The organism is Comamonas sp. GB3 AK4-5, assembly GCF_041320665.1.
Classification (GTDB): domain Bacteria; phylum Pseudomonadota; class Gammaproteobacteria; order Burkholderiales; family Burkholderiaceae_C; genus Comamonas.
This window is the reverse complement of record NZ_CP166730.1, coordinates 3,553,843-3,570,253: the sequence shown is the minus strand read 5'-3', so window position 1 is coordinate 3,570,253 and position 16,411 is coordinate 3,553,843. Positions and strand designations below refer to the sequence as shown.

12 protein-coding genes are annotated in these 16,411 nt (G+C 60.2%); 3 read left to right on the top strand and 9 right to left on the bottom strand.

Annotated elements, in window-relative coordinates:
• Nucleotides 1-10 precede the first annotated feature (10 nt).
• Nucleotides 11-235 (bottom strand): glycine zipper 2TM domain-containing protein, encoded by a 225-nt coding sequence (locus tag ACA027_RS16130; RefSeq protein ID WP_370682606.1) that lies wholly within the window; start codon nt 233-235, stop codon nt 11-13.
• A 283-nt stretch (nt 236-518) separates the two neighbouring features.
• Here ACA027_RS16130 and ACA027_RS16125 point away from each other — a divergent pair, with 283 nt between their 5' ends.
• Nucleotides 519-1,172, top strand: coding sequence for a DedA family protein (locus ACA027_RS16125; RefSeq protein ID WP_370679216.1), 654 nt, complete (start codon nt 519-521; stop codon nt 1,170-1,172).
• Between the two features lie 178 nt (nt 1,173-1,350).
• On the opposite strand, the gene pgaD is transcribed toward ACA027_RS16125, so the two are convergent.
• The 6 genes from pgaD to tsaE form a co-directional block, all read right to left on the bottom strand.
• Nucleotides 1,351-1,878 (bottom strand): poly-beta-1,6-N-acetyl-D-glucosamine biosynthesis protein PgaD, encoded by a 528-nt coding sequence (pgaD, locus tag ACA027_RS16120; RefSeq protein WP_370679215.1) that lies wholly within the window; start codon nt 1,876-1,878, stop codon nt 1,351-1,353.
• Nucleotides 1,875-3,224, bottom strand: a complete 1,350-nt coding sequence (gene pgaC, locus ACA027_RS16115) for a poly-beta-1,6-N-acetyl-D-glucosamine synthase (protein WP_370679214.1) — start codon at nt 3,222-3,224, stop codon at nt 1,875-1,877. Before pgaC ends, pgaD begins: the two co-directional genes overlap by 4 nt.
• The gene (gene pgaB, locus ACA027_RS16110; RefSeq protein ID WP_370679213.1) at nt 3,221-5,254 is read right to left on the bottom strand and encodes a poly-beta-1,6-N-acetyl-D-glucosamine N-deacetylase PgaB; all 2,034 of its coding nucleotides are present in this window, start codon (nt 5,252-5,254) and stop codon (nt 3,221-3,223) included. The genes pgaC and pgaB overlap by 4 nt, the downstream gene beginning before the upstream one ends.
• Before the next feature lie 12 nt (nt 5,255-5,266).
• Complete coding sequence (pgaA, locus tag ACA027_RS16105; RefSeq protein WP_370679212.1) at nt 5,267-7,561, bottom strand: poly-beta-1,6 N-acetyl-D-glucosamine export porin PgaA; 2,295 nt, start codon at nt 7,559-7,561, stop codon at nt 5,267-5,269.
• 475 nt (nt 7,562-8,036) lie between these two features.
• Entirely contained in the window at nt 8,037-9,524 is a 1,488-nt protein-coding gene (locus ACA027_RS16100; RefSeq protein WP_370679211.1) for an N-acetylmuramoyl-L-alanine amidase, read from the bottom strand.
• Nucleotides 9,521-10,036, bottom strand: coding sequence for a tRNA (adenosine(37)-N6)-threonylcarbamoyltransferase complex ATPase subunit type 1 TsaE (gene tsaE, locus ACA027_RS16095; protein ID WP_370679210.1), 516 nt, complete (start codon nt 10,034-10,036; stop codon nt 9,521-9,523). The genes ACA027_RS16100 and tsaE overlap by 4 nt, the downstream gene beginning before the upstream one ends.
• Between tsaE and queG the strand changes: the two genes are divergently transcribed.
• Nucleotides 10,019-11,110, top strand: coding sequence for a tRNA epoxyqueuosine(34) reductase QueG (gene queG, locus ACA027_RS16090; protein ID WP_370679209.1), 1,092 nt, complete (start codon nt 10,019-10,021; stop codon nt 11,108-11,110). The two genes, tsaE and queG, sit on opposite strands and share 18 nt — an antisense overlap.
• A 120-nt stretch (nt 11,111-11,230) precedes the next feature.
• Here the strand turns inward: queG and ACA027_RS16085 are convergent, their stop codons facing one another.
• A complete protein-coding gene (locus ACA027_RS16085; protein ID WP_370679208.1) occupies nt 11,231-12,136 on the bottom strand; it encodes an AEC family transporter in 906 nt (301 codons plus the stop codon).
• Between the two features lie 260 nt (nt 12,137-12,396).
• On the opposite strand from ACA027_RS16085, the gene ACA027_RS16080 reads away from it, so the two are divergent.
• On the top strand, nt 12,397-13,365 hold the full coding sequence (locus ACA027_RS16080; protein WP_370679207.1) for a tripartite tricarboxylate transporter substrate binding protein BugE: 969 nt from the start codon (nt 12,397-12,399) through the stop codon (nt 13,363-13,365).
• Between the two features lie 343 nt (nt 13,366-13,708).
• On the opposite strand, the gene rpoD is transcribed toward ACA027_RS16080, so the two are convergent.
• Entirely contained in the window at nt 13,709-16,171 is a 2,463-nt protein-coding gene (rpoD, locus tag ACA027_RS16075; RefSeq protein ID WP_370679206.1) for an RNA polymerase sigma factor RpoD, read from the bottom strand.
• Nucleotides 16,172-16,411: the final 240 nt, after the last annotated feature.

Below are 16,411 nucleotides of genomic sequence, written 5' to 3'. Positions count from 1 at the left end.
AGTGGCCGCCTCAGCGGCGGCGGCTGTTGCCGCCCATTTCATTGCCGATCAGCGCGCCGGCAGCAGCACCACCCACGGTGCCCAGGGTGGTGCCAAACAGGGCACTGCCCACCATACCGCCAGCCACGGCGCCTACGCCGGTGCCGATTTGGCGATTGGTTGGGTGCGAGGCACAGCCAGCCAGACCCAAAGCCGCCAATGCCAATGTAGAAATAGCCATGGTTTTTTTCAACATCATTCGTTCTCCTTGGAGCAAGAAATACCAACTTCCTTGTTGGTGTGCTTGTACTGTGCCCTATGCCAAGGGATGGTCTGCGAAGAAATACCGCATGGATGGTGAATAGATGTAATCAATTCCAACCGTTGACTTGATCTGTCGATGCAGTTGTATTTTTGTGTGACATCCGCATGCCTTTCGTGCAAGTCTCCGCCTTGCAGGGGCATGGGGACGCGCTACAGTACGCCCCAGTTTGGGCGCCCGCTAGGGGCTCCCGCCTTCCTTTGAGAGCGAGCGTATTGTGGAAATTGTCCAGTTTCTGATCGACTTCATCCTGCATGTGGACAAGCACCTGGAAGCCTTTGTGGTGGCCTATGGGCCCTGGGTTTACGCCTTGCTGTTTTTGATTGTGTTTGTGGAAACCGGCGTGGTGGTGATGCCCTTTCTGCCCGGGGATTCGCTGCTGTTCATCGTCGGAGCCCTGTGTGGCGCAGGTTTTATGTCGCTGCCATTGGCCATGGCGGTGCTGTTGGCGGCGGCCATATTGGGCGACCAGTGCAACTACAGCATAGGACGCCATTTGGGCCCCAAGGTGTTTCAGTGGGAGGATTCGCGCTGGTTCAACCGCAAGGCCTTTGACCAGGCCCACAGCTTTTACGAGCGCTATGGTGGCGTGACCATCATCTTGGCGCGCTTCATGCCCTTTATTCGCACGTTTGCGCCTTTTGTGGCGGGTGTTGCCCATATGGAGCGCAGCCGGTTCACCTTGTTCAATGTGCTGGGCGCGCTGCTGTGGGTGGTGGGTATTGCCACGGCAGGCTATTTCTTTGGCAACCTCGAATGGGTGCGCAACAACCTGGAGAAAATCATCTGGGGCTTGATTCTGGTGCCGGGCTTGATTGCCATTTTGGGTGCCTGGCGCGCGGGGCGCGATAGCGCCAAGCGCGCGGCCTGAGGCTGCTGCTGCGGGGGCTCCACAAGGCCCGAGCGCATCTACAGCGTGCGTGATTTGCTCCTGAAAAAGAACCAGAGCCCAGGGGCAGGCGCTGGATGAAAAAAAGCCACTGCAGGCAAGGCAGTGGCTTTTTGCGTTGGGGCGTGCAGATGGTAGATGGGTCTGCAGGCGGTTGGGGTCAAGCAAGCTCTGCGGACTGTGCCTGCATGGATGGCTTGCGTGCGGCTGCCCACAGCGGCTCGACGGCCGCGATAGAGCCGTCGGGCGTGTGGTAGATCACGGACACAGGCTGGGTGCGCAAGCGCTGCAGCGTGGGGATGTCTATGCCGTAGCGGTGGGTCAGGCTTTCGTCGGAGACCGCAGCGTCTGCACTGCGCCGCTGCTTGCTGCGAAAGCGGCCCCAGTTGTAGAGCGCCCACACCACCAGCAGCAGGCCTTGCAGCAGCATGGCCAGTGCATAGGTGCTCAGGGTGCCCATGGAGGGTTGCATGCGGGAGATGAAAGGCATGTCCAGCCCCTCCATGCGGCCGGTGCCCACGGCCCAGATGCCTTGTGCGAACAGGTAGGCAAATGCCAGCCAGGCCAGCAGTGTCAGCACAACGTCGAGGGCATAGCGCAGCTTGGAGCGCTGGGTGCGGATCACCATCGTGGCGGTGTTGACCTCCAGTGACAAGGGCGTGGAGGCGGTGGGCATGTTGAGCGTCATGGCGTTCCATCCAGTTGCTTGATCCCTCGGTCCGGGCTGACCCAGCGGGCCCGCTGGCGTTGGCTGCGCAGCATGACGCGGGGGAAGCTGACCAGGCTGGTGAAGAGACTGACCATCCAGAAAACCATGGGATACCAGACCACCCAGAAAAGAGTGCGCGTCAGTCCTTTTTCATAGCGCCGGTCGATGGCCATGCTGACGGCAAATTGCAGCAAGCAGGTGGCGGCCAGCACCAGACCTGTGAAGGCCGGGGGGAACAGGGTGTCCACCCGGATATGTGCTGGCAGTTGAACGAATAGACCGACCACATACAGCAAGATGGACAGGGCAAAGGCGTAAGCCCACAGGGTGGAGAGTGTGAACTCGACCAGCAGCGGCCACATGCGGCGGTTGTGCCAGCGCAGCAAGCTGCCGAAGTTCTTCAGCAGAATCTCGGCTCCGCCCTGGGCCCAGCGCAAGCGCTGCTTCCACAGGCCGCGCAAGGTCTCGGGCATCAAGATCCAGGCCAGGGCGCGAGGCTCATAGAAAACAGACCAGTGATCGTGTTGCAGCTTCCAGCTGATGTCGATGTCCTCGGTCACCATATCCAGGCTCCAATAGCCCACCCGGTCCAGGGCCTGGCGGCGAAAGGCCGCGACGGCTCCCGAGACGGTAAACACCTGGCCATAAATGCGCTGGGTGCGCTTGATCAATCCAATGATGGAAGAAAACTCGCCCACCTGCACCATGCCCACCAAGGTGGAGCGGGTGCGCACGCGCGGGTTGCCGGTGACCGCGCCCACGCGGGGTATATCCAGCATGGGGCGCACCAGAAAGGTCACAGCATCGGGGTCCAGGATGGCGTCGCCATCAATGCACACCAGGTATTCGCTGTTGGCCGCCAGAGCGCCCATGCGCAGCGCCATGGCCTTGCCCTGGTTTTCAGAGAGATGGAGCACCCGCAGCTTGGGGTGCTCTGCCGCCATGCGGTCCAGCACGCCGGCAGTTCCGTCGGTGGAGCCATCGTTGACGGCCAGCACCTCGATATGGCTGTAGCGCTGCTGCAAGGCTGCCAGCAAGGTCTCTTCAGCGTTCTTTTCCTCATTGAAGCAGGGAATGATGATGGTGACCTGGGGATCGCCTGGCAGCGGCGGGACTTCGCGGTCTTCCAGGCGCTCTCCCCATTTCCATTTGCGCTCCATGCGCACGTAAAAGTACAAGCCTCCCGTCATCCAGAGTGCGGACATGAGCAAGGGGTAAAAGAACACGAAATCCAGCACCAGCTTGTCATTGACCGCCATGGCGACTGCAAAAGGCATGGCAATGACCACCAACATCAGCACAAAGGCAACGATTCGGTCTTTCATGGCGCGGGGTACCAGTTGGTTGACATATGGGCACGGATGACGGACAGACGTGGCTGGTCCACCGCAAAATCATCGGGGTAGTAGCCAAAATTCTTCCCGCCATGCAACTGGATGGTGCGCATCCACTCGGCAATGGTTTGGGAATCAATATGGCTTCCTGGCTGCTCATCTTTGATTTCCCAGTTTTTGGCCTGTAGTTCAAAAACGGTCTTGTCGAGAGCCCCTTTCTTTTGGGCGATGGCATCGACGAGTCTTCCAATCCATTGATTGGCCTGGGATGGTGCAATCCCTTCCATATAAGGCATGACCATTGGAGCGGTCCAGTCATAGGTCTGGAGAAATTCATCAATATTCTGTGCAAACCACTCTTCTGATTCCTCATTCAACACTGGCGTAGCAAATATATTTCGCGCAGTCTTGATGTCAGGGCCGCGAATGGACTTCACGGCATTGGCCAGCTCCACGGTGAAATTTGTCAGGTAATTGGATTTCAGCCTGGTCCAGCGCTTCATCATCTCTGGTGAGGAGCGAATGGCATGGATATCGGCTGGCAGGCCTTGTGTGTGGTAATAAGCAAGCGCATCGGGGCTGACATCTTCGAAGTCCGAAAGAATGGCGTCGTCATGGAATAAAACCCCATCAAAATCTGCATGACGCGATAGGTCTTCGTACAGTGAGGTGATGGCTTGTCTGTTCGCCGTATTGAACGGGCTCAGGCGCTGGTATTGCTTTGCATCAACCGAAATTTTCCCCGTCTTGGCATCATATGCGGCGACGCGGGGGTGTGCGGCAGAAAGGTCTAAACTGAGTACCGGAAGCCAGGCATACACTTTGACATCGGTACGGCTCATCAGCTGCCAGGCTACGCGGTTGAATAAATCTGCCTTGATAGGCAGCACCTGATTCGGGAAATAAACCTCCTTTACCAGTCCATCCCCATCGGGGTCAGAAAAAGCCTGCAGAAAAACTGCGGTAATGCCCATGTCGAAAATACGCTGGACTAGAGCGTCCAGGTTTTTCACAAGCTGATCGGGGTCTGGGTCGAATACATAGTCCAGATCAATGTGGGCTACCCGCATCGTGAATGGGGCTTCGGTGTTGGAAACCAGCTGGGAAAAGGACTGGATATTATCCTTGCCGGACATCAGCAGCCTGGGGACATTGTCTGTATGGCTGGCGCTGGCCAGACCGCTGTCGAGGGTCAGAAAGACCTCATAGCCTTGTTGTTTGATAATGGCTTGCGCTTCTCCATTCACATTGCCATAAGGCCATACCCACACTCTAGGACTTTTCCCGCTGATGCTCTTGACCAGTTGGGTGATGCTGCGAACATCTGTGGCAACCCTGTGTTGGTACTCACTTGTGGTCTCGTAGCGCTGTGCATCTGACAGGTATATTCGATTGGAAATCTGGGGGAGTAAATTGCCCTGAGGGTTTCCAAGCACGCCTTTGTGCGAGCTGAAGGTGTGCACACCAATTTCAATCAGCGGAGACTGGGCCACTTTTTTCAACTCCGCCTGGTTCAGGAACATATGCCGTGGTACGGGGGTATCTCCAAAAACAACGTCTTTGTCACCAGGAGTGAGTAGCCAATTACCTACCGGTGCCAGCACAGCAGGCCATTGAAACGCATTGAGGACCGGGATGACGCGGCTGTAGAAATCACGGTAGCCATCGTCGAATGAAAGCAGAACCGCTTTGGGTGGCAAGGCCGGCCCACCCCGCTTGGCTGCCAGTATTTGGTCAATGGAAACCGCTTGGTAGCCGTTGAATTTCAGCCATTTCAGCTGCGCAACCAATTGGTCTGTTCTGACCGAGAGAAAGGTTTGGTCGGCCACACCATCTTCAATGGCATGGTAGGCAATAGCCAGGTATTTGTTGTGGGGCCAGGGTTTGTCTGCATTGGCGACTGGGCGTTGCGCTGGTGGTACGTAGGCCACAGGGCTTTGGGCGCAGCCGGAAAGCGCAAGACAAGATGCCAGAATCATCAAAAACGGCAGAATTTTTCCGAAGAGTTTTTTTGTTTTCATAGGGGCATCGGATTAAAATCGGTAAATCATGTCGAGCACCAAACGCCATTCGCGTTCATAAATGCTGTCATAAGCGCGTCGATTCAGTGAAATGGTGCCGCCAAGCTCAAAAACACTGTTGTGTTGGTAGCGCTGGCCATAGCTCAGCATCTGCGTTGCATAATTGCCAAAGCCTTTTTGATAAAGACCGCCAAACCCTATGCTGGCGTTTTGCCTCCAGGCGGTCTCATATCGCTGGTAGATGGTGTGGTTCCAATTGAGGAATGGCAGAACGCCATATTCTCTTTGTGGGCTGTAATAGTTGACATTGTTCAGCTTGTTACGCGTGGCATAGCCCTCGATCCCCAGGTCGAGAAACCAGCGAGGGAAGGTGAGAAGGCGTTCCTTGCCGCTGAGCAGCACATCAATGCGTTGGTTTCCATCACTGAACCGGGAGGGTGTAATGGATATATCCCATTCTCGGCGCTCACTTTGTCGCCAGCGCAAGCTGATTTCTGCGCTATTGCTGCTGATGTTTTGACGGAGCGCGTCCAAGGGGGGGGCGCGTGAGCGCCAGTTGGCTGCCCCGCTGATTCCCCATTGGTCATTGATGTTGTAGGTGCTGGATATTCTGGCGCCTGGGCGTTGGCCAAAGCCGTAGCGGTTGCTCGAAACCTCTGCTTCGCTGGTCCAATTGCGGCTTCTCCATTCCACACCTGCGCGTTCAAAGTTGTATTGCGCCTTACCGTCTTCATAATTCCCGGTTAAATGGGCGGCGCCCGCAAAAAGCCGCCAGTTGTAATCAATGGGTGGTGTATAGACAACGGTTTCAAGACCAAAATAACGGCTGCCATACACGGGGTTTTGCTTGCTCAAACCCCTGTAGGCAGAGATGCGGAGTTCGGAGAGTTTGTGAACTTCCCACAAACGATTGAGGCGCTGGGCGCGAACATCTTCTGGGTAGCGCTGGTAGGTGTCTTGGTTGATGGCCTCGGCTTGCCGCCATTCCTGCAGGCTCAAGGCGGTATTGCCTTGGCCCAGTTGTACGACCATGTCCCTGGGCTCATAGGTCTCTGCCACTTTGAGCTCTGCTTCGGAGCGCCTTGGCCAGCCTCTGGAGCGGTAGATCCACGCCAGATCGGTGCGCAAATGATTGTTCACCGGTGCGCCAGCGACCATGCCCCCAAGCCGTGATTGGGCGCCAACCGTATCGTTGGCGTAGAAATCCATCATGGTGGATGCATGCACGGCATCCAGATAAGAGGCGTTGGGAACCTTGGATTTCTCCCCCTCCACATAACGCCACGGACTGAAGTCCTGCGGCATGGGGCTGGCGGTATTTTGGGCGGTGCTCACATCTCCCGCATCGGAATAGGAGTAGAGCAGGCCGAAATCCTGTTTTTGGCGAATGATGTCGTCATTGCGCATGTAATTCGCATCAATCAACTGCTGGTAAATGGCCAGGGATTTTTCCGGCTGACGCAAATACAGATAGGCCGAGGCGATATCCGCCAGTGCATACGGCGGTATCTCGGCTTGGCTTGCCACCAGGTCTTCGTATTCCCGCACCAGCTCGGACATGTAAAAGCGGGCATGCAACGCCTGAAGCCTGTCGGTGCGTGCCCGCTGCACCAGAGCCTGTGCTTCAGGGCCGGCCTGCAGCCATTGCGGAAAAAGCCGCTGATATTGGGCGAGGGCCTCATCTGCTAGTTGAAAGCGCTCTGCTTCCGAGCGGGAATCCACATCGGAAAGCCGTACGATTTCTGCAACCGCATCGGCTTGCAGCACGCGCATTTCCGCAGGTGGCAGAAAGTTGGGGTGTTTTTCCACCCATTCCAGCGCTGCATTCGGCATGTCGGCCCGCCGCAGCGCTTGCAGGTATTCACGTGCTACATAAGGTCGATCAGGCGCCAGTTGCTGGGCACGGTCGGCATATTCCAGGGCCGCAAAAGGGCCGTGTTGGCGCAAGCTGGTATAGGCCATGACCAGCAAGGTATCGACATCGTGAGGGTGGCGCTCCAGCAGCTGTGTGGCCTTTTCATAAGCCGCTCCAGCTTGTCCTCCATCCGCCAGCACATAGATTTCTCCGTACAAAAAACCCGGCTCATGGGGGAAGCGGGCCTGCCCCTGCTGGAAATCATGCAAGGCCGCTTGCCACTGCTGTGCATCGCGTTTGTGCCGGGCTTGCGCCAAAAGCTGTTCGCGGCTGGGGGCCGCCTCAGAAGCCGTTGCAGCAGATGGACTCAGGCATGCGGTGAGGAGCGCTGCGGCGCAGGCGTAGAGGGCGGTGCGAAATGGCGGGAACGCTCTGAAAGACGGGCGATGCATCGAAGGGGCTTGCCTCTTGTAAACAGACAGACAGTCGGGGGGCTGTGCTGGCGCAAAGACCGAAAGCCATGGCCTGGCGGGTAGTGGCTTCATCCCCGCTTGGCCGTTGCGATAGGGACTGCAGCCAGCTTCAGCCAAGGTGATTCAGGGCTTTGCGCAGCGCAGACTCCAAGCTAAAGGAGGCGGGGAGATGTAGAAAGTACCTGCCGTCGTGCTGGGAGGTAGGGGCGGTGGATGGCACATGGCGCAGCCGCGCCATGCGGCGATTTCCTGTTGGCTTGTAGGAAGGTCGCTGCTGCTGGATAAAGGGGCAGCAAGATGCGGCGTACAGCTGGCCCATGGTCTGTGCATGGCAAGGCATGCACAGAACGCACGGCGGTATCTGCGTGCGCTGGGGAGGAGACGCGAAAGGGGCCACGGCGGCAATGCGCTGCATGCGGCCCCTTTTGGCTGTGGCCCGAGGTGGGCCGCAGGCTTACACCGACCGGTTGCGGGCCAGTGGTGGGTTTTTGGTGAAGTACAGCTTGATGCCGCGCATCAGTGCGTCGGCCAGCTGTACCTGGTAGGTCGCGCTGCGCAGCTTGGCCTCTTCCTCGGGGTTGCTGATGAAGGCCGTCTCCACCAGCACACTGGGAATGTCGGGAGCCTTGAGCACGGCAAAACCGGCTTGCTCCACGCGGGGCTTGTGCAGCTTGGCCATGTCACCAATCTGTCCCAGCAGGTGGGTGCCCAGCTTCAGGCTGTCGTTGATCTGGGCGGTGGTGCTCATGTCCAGCATCATTTGCTGCACATGGCGGTCCTGGCTTTTGACGTTGATGCCGCCCACCAGGTCGGCCTGGTTTTCCTTGTTGGCCAGCCAGCGAGCGGCCGTGCTGGACGCGCCTTTCTGGCTCAATGCAAACACGCTGGCGCCCTTGGCCGCCGGTGTGGTGAAGGCGTCGGCATGGATGCTGATGAACAAATCGGCCTGTACGCGGCGGGCTTTTTCCACGCGGGTGCCCAGGGGCACAAAGAAGTCGCCATCGCGCGTCAAAAAGGCGCGCATGGGGCTGCCACCTATGGTGCTGGCGTTGATGCGGTCACGCAGCAAATGGGCAATACGTAGCACCACGTCTTTTTCGCGTGTGCCACCAGGGCCGATGGCGCCAGGGTCTTCGCCGCCGTGGCCAGGGTCCAGGGCCACGACGATGATGCGGTCCGTGCGTTGGGCCGTGGCCACGCTGGGGCTGACCGGGCGCTTGGTGGGTGGGGGCTCGGGCGGCGGCGCAGGTGGCGGTGGGGCCGTGGCCACCACGGTGGGCGGGGCGGGAGGCGTGCCAGTGCCTGCGGGCTTGGTGGCCGGGGTGGTGGCTGTCGGCTTCTTGCCTTGCTGGGCAATCAGCTCACCCAGCGGATCGGCTTCCGGCGGCACGCCGCTGCCCATGCTGGGTTGGTGGGCTTGTGCTTGGGCCGACTGGGGGCCGGCGTCGCGCAGGCGCTCGCTGATCAGGGCCTCCAGCGGGTCCACCGGGTCGGCCGGGTACAGGTCAAACACCAGCCGGTGCTGGTAGGCGGCCACAGGTTGCAGCGTGAACACCTGGGGCACGGCGGCCTGCTTGAGGTCGATGACCAGGCGCACCACATTGGGTGAGTTCTGGCCCACGCGTATGGCTTTGATATTGGGGTCATCCGCCTGGACCTTGGCCACCAGCTCACGCAGCGCGGGGTTGAGATCGATGCCCTCGATGTCCACCGCCAGCCTGGGCGGCGAGGCCACAAAGAACTGCTTGGCCACCAGGGGGGTGTCGGACTCCAGCGTGACGCGGGAGTACTCGGGGGCGGGCCAGACGCGCACCGCCACGATGGTGGCGCCGCGCGCAATCTGTTGGGTGCCGAGCAAGAGCACCAATGAGCCTGCCTGCAACAGATGGCGGCGGCTCAGTGGAGCAGATGAGGCAGGGCGGGGGATGTTTTCGTCGCTCATGCGGGCCAATGCTGCAGCATGTGCACACCGGCTTGCGTGTGGGCGCGCAAGCTCACGCGGCGCTGCGTGTCGTCAATTGCTTCTATATGGATAGCTAGGTCCGCAGCAGGAGTCAGTGCTGCGGCCTTTTCCGGCCATTCTGCCAGTTTCAGCCCCTGGCTGGCGAAAATGTCGCGAAAACCCGCGTCCTCCCATTCGCGCGGATCGTCGAAGCGGTAGAAGTCAAAGTGCCAGATGAACAGGCCCTCGGCCTCGTGCGGCTCCACCACGGCGTAGGTGGGGCTTTTGATGCGGCCCGTCACGCCCAGGCTGCGCAGCAGATGGCGTACCAGCGTGGTCTTGCCCGTGCCCAGGTCGCCGTGCAAGGTGACATAGGCATTGCGCAGCGCAGGCAGCTGCGCCAGTGCCTGGGCAAAAGCGGCGGTGTCCGCCTCGCTGTGCCAGGTGCGTAATTGCTCGGCAAGGGGGGCAGGGGTTTCTACAATCGGGGGGGTATGGTGTGCAGCAGTCAACTCGTTCCTCAAATACAAGACTGGGCCAGCGAGCTGGGATTTTCCCAAATTGGCGTGGCCGGTGTGGATTTGTCCTCGGCAGAGCCCGGGCTGCTGCAATGGCTGGACGCCGGTTGCCATGGCGAGATGCACTATATGGAAGGCCATGGCCTCAAGCGCGCCCGGCCGGCCGAACTGGTGCCGGGCACGCTCAGCGTCATCACCGCGCGCATGGATTATCTGCCCCAAGCTACACCACCAGGCTGGCAGGCCGTGGAATTTGCGCGTTTGCAGCGGCCTGAAGAAGGCATTGTCTCCGTCTACGCTCGTGGCCGCGACTACCACAAGGTGTTGCGTGCGCGGCTGCAAAAGCTGACCGATCGCATTGCCCAGGAAATTGGCCCTTTCGGCCACCGCGTGTTCACCGACTCGGCGCCCGTGCTGGAGGCCGAGCTGGCCCAGCGCAGCGGCCAGGGCTGGCGCGGCAAACACACCCTGGTGCTCAGCCGGGAGGCGGGCTCCATGTTCTTTCTGGGTGAAATCTTTGTGGACATGGCGCTGGCGCCTACCGAGCCCGTCAGTGCGCATTGCGGCAGCTGTAGCGCCTGCATGCAGGCCTGCCCCACGGGCGCCATCGTGGCGCCACACCGGGTGGATGCACGCCGCTGCATTTCCTATCTGACCATCGAACATGCCGGGGCCATCCCGCTGGAGCTGCGCCCGCTGCTGGCCAATCGCATCTATGGCTGCGACGACTGCCAGCTGGCCTGCCCATGGAACAAGTTTGCCCAGCCCAGTCAGCTGCCGGACTTTGATGCCCGCGATGGCCTGGCCGGCAGCACGCTGGTGCAGCTTTTTGCCTGGGATGAGGCGAGCTTTTTGCGCCGCACCGAGGGCAGCCCCATACGCCGCATAGGCCATGAGCGCTGGCTGCGCAACATCGCCGTAGCCCTGGGCAATGCGCTGCGCAGTCTGCCCCAAGGCCTGGAGCGCGACGCCGTGTGCACTGCCTTGCAAGCCCAGGCCGAACACCCCAGCGACCTGGTGCGCGAGCATGTGCAATGGGCGCTGGCGCAGGGTGCAGGCCGGCCATAAGCGCAGTCGGATCTTTTAAAAAAGAGAGCTGTCAGCGCTGATAGGTGCTTGGTATCAGATGTATTTGTGCTTGAAGTTGTTGCGCTGAAAGCGCTCAACGCTTCTGTCTCGGGAGTGGGCTCAAGGCGCCAGCGACAGCGCAAACGGCAGACTGGCCACGCCCAGCACGGTGGACAGCGTCACCAGCCCGGCCACATAGGGCCCGTTGTATCCCATGCGCGCCGCCAGCACATAGCAGGTGCTGGCCGTGGGCAGGGCGGCAAACAGCAGCAGAATCAGGGCCTGGTCGCCTTGCAGGCCCAGGAGGTGGATGGCCGCCAGGGCCAGCAGCGGCTGCACGCCATGGCGGATGGCCAGCACGGCCACGGACAGGCGCTTGGCATGTGTCAACAGCCCCAGCTGCAGACCGGCACCGGCCGACATCAGGCCCAGTGCAATCGATGCCGCACCCAGGCGGTTGGCCGGTGGCTCCAGCCAGGTGGGCATGCGAAAGCCCAGCAAATTGGCGACCAGGCCGCTGACCGTGGCCACAATCAGCGGGTTGCGCACCAGTTGCTGCCAAAAGCTTTGCTGCCCGGCGCGGGCCATGGGCCAGACGGCAGCGATATTGAACATGGGCACGCAAAAGCCGATCAGCACCGACATCAGCAGCAGCCCCTGGGCGCCGGCCAGGCGTTCGGCCAGGGCCAGGCCGATAAAGGAGTTGAAGCGAAACGCCACCTGGGCCGCGCTGGCATGGTCGCGCCGGTCCACATGGCCTTTGAGGCCCGGCCACCAGGGCAGGCTGTAGGCCAGGGCAATGCCCACCACGCCAGACAACACGCCGGCGGCAATCAGGTTGGAGGTGGTGGTCCAGTCCAGCGGGCTTTTGACGATGGAGTGAAACAGCAGCACCGGGAACAGCAGGTAATACACCAGTGCCTCGACGCCTTGCCAGACGGGGCGGTTGAGCGGGCTGAAGCGGCACAGCAAATAGCCCAGCAAGATCAGGGAGAAATCGGGGAAAAGAAGCTGGGCGTAATTCACGGGCGCCAAGCATACGCCCATCGCGTGGGAGAGCGGGCCTGGGAGAAGTTCAAGGCTGGCGCAGAAGGGACAGCTTGGGCAGCAGGGCCAGCGTGCATCGGTGGCCTGCCCCGCCGGAGTATGTTGTCAATGGATAGGCAATTTGCATGTAATCCCTGGGTAAACACCTATCAATCTGCCGTCGCAAAACGCCCATGCCTACAAAGCCCAGCGTTTAGCATCCCTCTTTCCTTTTGGATACATAGGCAAGGAGTACTCCCATGGATCGTCGTAGTTGGATGGGCGTGGTGTTGGCATTGGCCAGCACCGCAGCAATGGCAGATGCATCGTTCCCCAACAAGCCGATCAGGCTGCTGGTGCCCTTTGCGGCCGGTGGCACGACCGACATCATTGCCCGCGTGATCGCCGACCCTCTGGGTAAAGAGCTGGGCCAGCCCGTGATTGTGGAAAACCGTGGCGGTGGCGGTGGCGTCATCGGTGCGCTGGAAACCTCGCGCCAAAAGGCCGACGGCTACAACCTGGGCATTGCCACCGTCTCCACCATGGCCACCAACCCGGCCATCAACCCCAAGAACCCCTATGACCCGCTGACCGCCTTCACGCCGGTGGTGAACATTGCGGCCACGCCGAATGTCATCGCCGTGAACCCCAAGTTCGCCGGTGCGGCCAACTACAAGGCTTTCGAGGCCGAGCTCAAGAAGAACCCGGGCCAGTACTCCTACGGTTCCTCTGGCACGGGCGGCATCCAGCACATGCTGATGGAGCTGTACAAAAGCCTGACCGGCATCGAGATGATTCACGTGCCCTACCGCGGAGCGGGCCCGGCGCTGAACGATGCCGTGGCCAACCAGATCCCCATGATTTTGGACAACCTGCCCTCGGCTCTGCCCTTTATCAAGGACAAGCGCCTCACGGCCATCGCCGTGGCCGCGCCCGAGCGTCTGGCCGTGCTGCCCGATGTGCCCACCTTCAAGGAAGTGGGCCTGGAGCCTGTGAACCGCATGGCCTTCTACGGCATCATCGGCCCCAAGGGCATGCCCAAGGAAGTGGTGGACAAGCTCAACGCCGCCGTGCGCAAGGTGCTGCAGGAGCCCGCCATCCGCAAGCGCATCGAGGACACGGGTTCGGTCATTGTGGGCAATACGCCCGAGCAGTTTGCCAAGGAGTGCAAGGATGAGTTCGCCATCTACAAGCAGGTGGTGGCCAAGCAAAAGCTGACGCTGGAATAAGTCCACGCTCTTTCGCCAAAAAGCCGCGCATTGCGCGGCTTTTTGTTGTCTATGAGGCTTGGAACGCTATTCGTTTGGGGGCGGCCATACAGCGCCTGATGCTTTGTTGCGAGCCCTTGCCGTATGCGAATACTGTCTGCGGGCACGCGCCGCGCCTCAAGCGCTGTCTGGCCGTTGGGTTTGGTGCTTGGGTGCCCACAGCACGGCGCGGGCCCGCTCTGGCAGGCATGAAAGAGCAGGCTGTGTTGTGACGTAATAAAAAAGCCTGCGCAGCGAGAGCTGGCAGGCTTTGTTTGCTATGCCCCGCGCAGGCGGGGCAGCAGCGATGACGCTTGGATAGCGCTTACAGCGAATCGATAAAGCTGCGCAGCTTGTCGGAGCGGCTGGGGTGCTTGAGCTTGCGCAGCGCCTTGGCTTCGATCTGGCGGATGCGCTCGCGCGTCACGTCGAACTGCTTGCCCACTTCTTCCAGCGTGTGGTCGGTGGACATTTCAATACCGAAGCGCATGCGCAGCACCTTGGCTTCGCGCGGGGTCAGGCCGTCGAGGATGTCCTTGACCACATCGCGCAGGCCGGCTTGCATGGCTGCATCCACCGGCGCGGTGTTGTTGTGGTCCTCGATGAAGTCGCCCAGGTGGGAGTCGTCATCATCGCCGATGGGGGTTTCCATCGAGATGGGCTCCTTGGCGATCTTCATGATCTTGCGGATCTTGTCCTCGGGGATTTCCATCTTGGCGGCCAGGATGGAGGCATCGGGCTCGAAGCCAAATTCCTGCAAGTGCTGGCGCGAGATGCGGTTCATCTTGTTGATGGTCTCGATCATGTGCACCGGAATACGGATGGTGCGCGCCTGGTCCGCGATGGAGCGGGTGATGGCCTGGCGAATCCACCAGGTGGCATAGGTCGAGAACTTGTAGCCGCGGCGGTACTCGAACTTGTCCACGGCCTTCATCAAGCCGATGTTGCCTTCCTGGATCAGGTCCAGGAACTGCAGGCCACGGTTGGTGTATTTCTTGGCAATCGAGATCACCAGGCGCAAGTTGGCCTCGATCATCTCCTTCTTGGCATCGCGGCTGGCGCGCTCGCCGTCGTTCATGCGCTTGTTGATGCGCTTGAGCTCGTCCAGCGGCACCACCACGCGGGACTGCAGGTCCATCAGGTTTTGCTGCAGTTCCTGCACGGGCGGGATATTGCGTTCCAGCACCGTGCTCCAGGGCTTGCCGGCAGCGGCTTGCTTGACCACCCAGTCCAGGTTCAGCAGGTTGGCCGGGAAATCCTTGATAAAGGTTTCCTGCGGCATGCGGCACTTGTCCACGATGATCTTGCGCAGCTCGCGTTCCTTCTTGCGCACATCATCCACCTGGGCGCGCACCAGATCGCACAGCTTCTCGATGGTCTTGGCCGTGAAGCGGATGGTCATCAGCTCCTCGGTGATGGTCTTCTGGAGCTTCAGGTAGGTGGCCGAGCCGTAGCCTTCCTTGTCGTAGACCTTGTGCATCTTCTCGAAGTGACCGCGCATGCTGTCAAAGCGCGACAGGGCTTCGTTCTTCAGCTCTTCGAGCTTCTTGGTCAGCGCCTTGGAGCCGCCCTTGCCGTCGTCGTCGTCCTCTTCGTCGTATTCGTCGAAGTCTTCTTCGGCCACGTAGTCATCGTTTTCGTTGGCGTTCACAAAGCCGTCGACGATGGTGGAGATGACTACCTTGCCTTCGCGGATTTCCTCGGCCATGCCCAGGATCTCGGCGATGGTGGCGGGGGAGGCCGAGATGGCCTCCATCATGTCCATCAAGCCGCCTTCGATGCGCTTGGCGATTTCGATTTCGCCTTCGCGCGTCAGCAGCTCCACCGTACCCATTTCACGCATGTACATGCGCACGGGGTCGGTGGTACGGCCGAATTCCGAGTCCACGGTGGACAGGGCGGCTTCGGCTTCTTCCTCGGCCTCTTCCACCGTGGTGGCCGTGGGCGTCACGTTGTTCTGGAACAGGGTTTCCGCGTCGGGCGTTTGCTCGTACACGGCCACGCCCATGTCGTTGAGCATGGAGATCACGACTTCCAGCGTTTCGGCATCGATCAGCTTGTCGGGCAAGTGGTCGTTGATTTCGCTGTGGGTCAGGTAGCCGCGTGTTTTGCCCAGCGTGATCAGTGCCTTCAGGCGCTGACGGCGGGTGTTCATTTCCTCTTCGGTCAGGACGGTTTCGTCCAGGCCGAATTCCTTCATCAAGGCGCGCTCCTTGGCCTTGCTGATCTTCATGCGCAGCGGCTTGACCTTTTCCGTGGTCGTGGGCGTGCTCTCCACTTCTGCTTCCACTTCGGTCTCGACTTCGAGGTCGGCGTCGACCTCGCCGTCCATCTCGCCGTCCATGTCGACATCATCCATGTCATCGGACATGCCAGCCTTACCCTTGCCCTTGGCAGTGGTTTCGGCCTTGGGCTTGCGGCCGCGCTTGGCCGGAGCCTTGTCATCGCTGGTGGCGGCTGCAGTCTTGGCTGGGGCCTTTTTGGCGGCAGCCTTCTTGGCCGCAGGCTTTTTGACGGCAGGCGCTTCAGCGTCGGCGGTGTCGCCTTCTACCGCATCGGCTTTCTTGCGGCCACGCTTCTTGGCATCGGCCGCGAGCAGTTCGTCGGCCAGGGCTTTGAGTTCAGCTTGAGATTTGGTTGCCACGTTGGGGTCTTTCTTGGCTTCAGCCGCCTTGGTGGAGGCGGGCTTTTTCACGGCTGCTGTTTTCTTGGCAGCCGCCGAAGAGGTCTTGGACTTCGCGGAAGTTTCGAGGGCCTGCTGGGACTTCGCGGACTTTGATACGGGCATGCACACACCTCACGGTAAAAGCGGAGACAACGAGCTGATACACAAACACAAAGATGGAAAGCAAGCGCCTCGATACCCGGCGCATTCAACACATGCCAAGGCCTAGGCCGCAGCATGTGGGGAGCGGACGGGCTCCCGGTGGCAAGATGGGTGGGCGAACATTTGGTGTGCAGTCCTTGCGGTGAAATTGGCCATGCACTTGCTGCAATCCACGTGAGGTCTGTCACGGGGGCCGGGTCC

Coding starts and splice junctions, on each gene's coding strand:
- ACA027_RS16100 (WP_370679211.1), bottom strand. CDS start 9,524: ATGAGCGACGAAAACATCCCCCGCCCTGCCTCATCTGCTCCACTGAGC.
- queG (WP_370679209.1), top strand. CDS start 10,019: ATGGTGTGCAGCAGTCAACTCGTTCCTCAAATACAAGACTGGGCCAGC.
- rpoD (WP_370679206.1), bottom strand. CDS start 16,171: ATGCCCGTATCAAAGTCCGCGAAGTCCCAGCAGGCCCTCGAAACTTCC.
- ACA027_RS16130 (WP_370682606.1), bottom strand. CDS start 235: ATGTTGAAAAAAACCATGGCTATTTCTACATTGGCATTGGCGGCTTTG.
- pgaC (WP_370679214.1), bottom strand. CDS start 3,224: ATGAAAGACCGAATCGTTGCCTTTGTGCTGATGTTGGTGGTCATTGCC.
- pgaB (WP_370679213.1), bottom strand. CDS start 5,254: ATGAAAACAAAAAAACTCTTCGGAAAAATTCTGCCGTTTTTGATGATT.
- pgaA (WP_370679212.1), bottom strand. CDS start 7,561: ATGCATCGCCCGTCTTTCAGAGCGTTCCCGCCATTTCGCACCGCCCTC.
- pgaD (WP_370679215.1), bottom strand. CDS start 1,878: ATGACGCTCAACATGCCCACCGCCTCCACGCCCTTGTCACTGGAGGTC.
- ACA027_RS16080 (WP_370679207.1), top strand. CDS start 12,397: ATGGATCGTCGTAGTTGGATGGGCGTGGTGTTGGCATTGGCCAGCACC.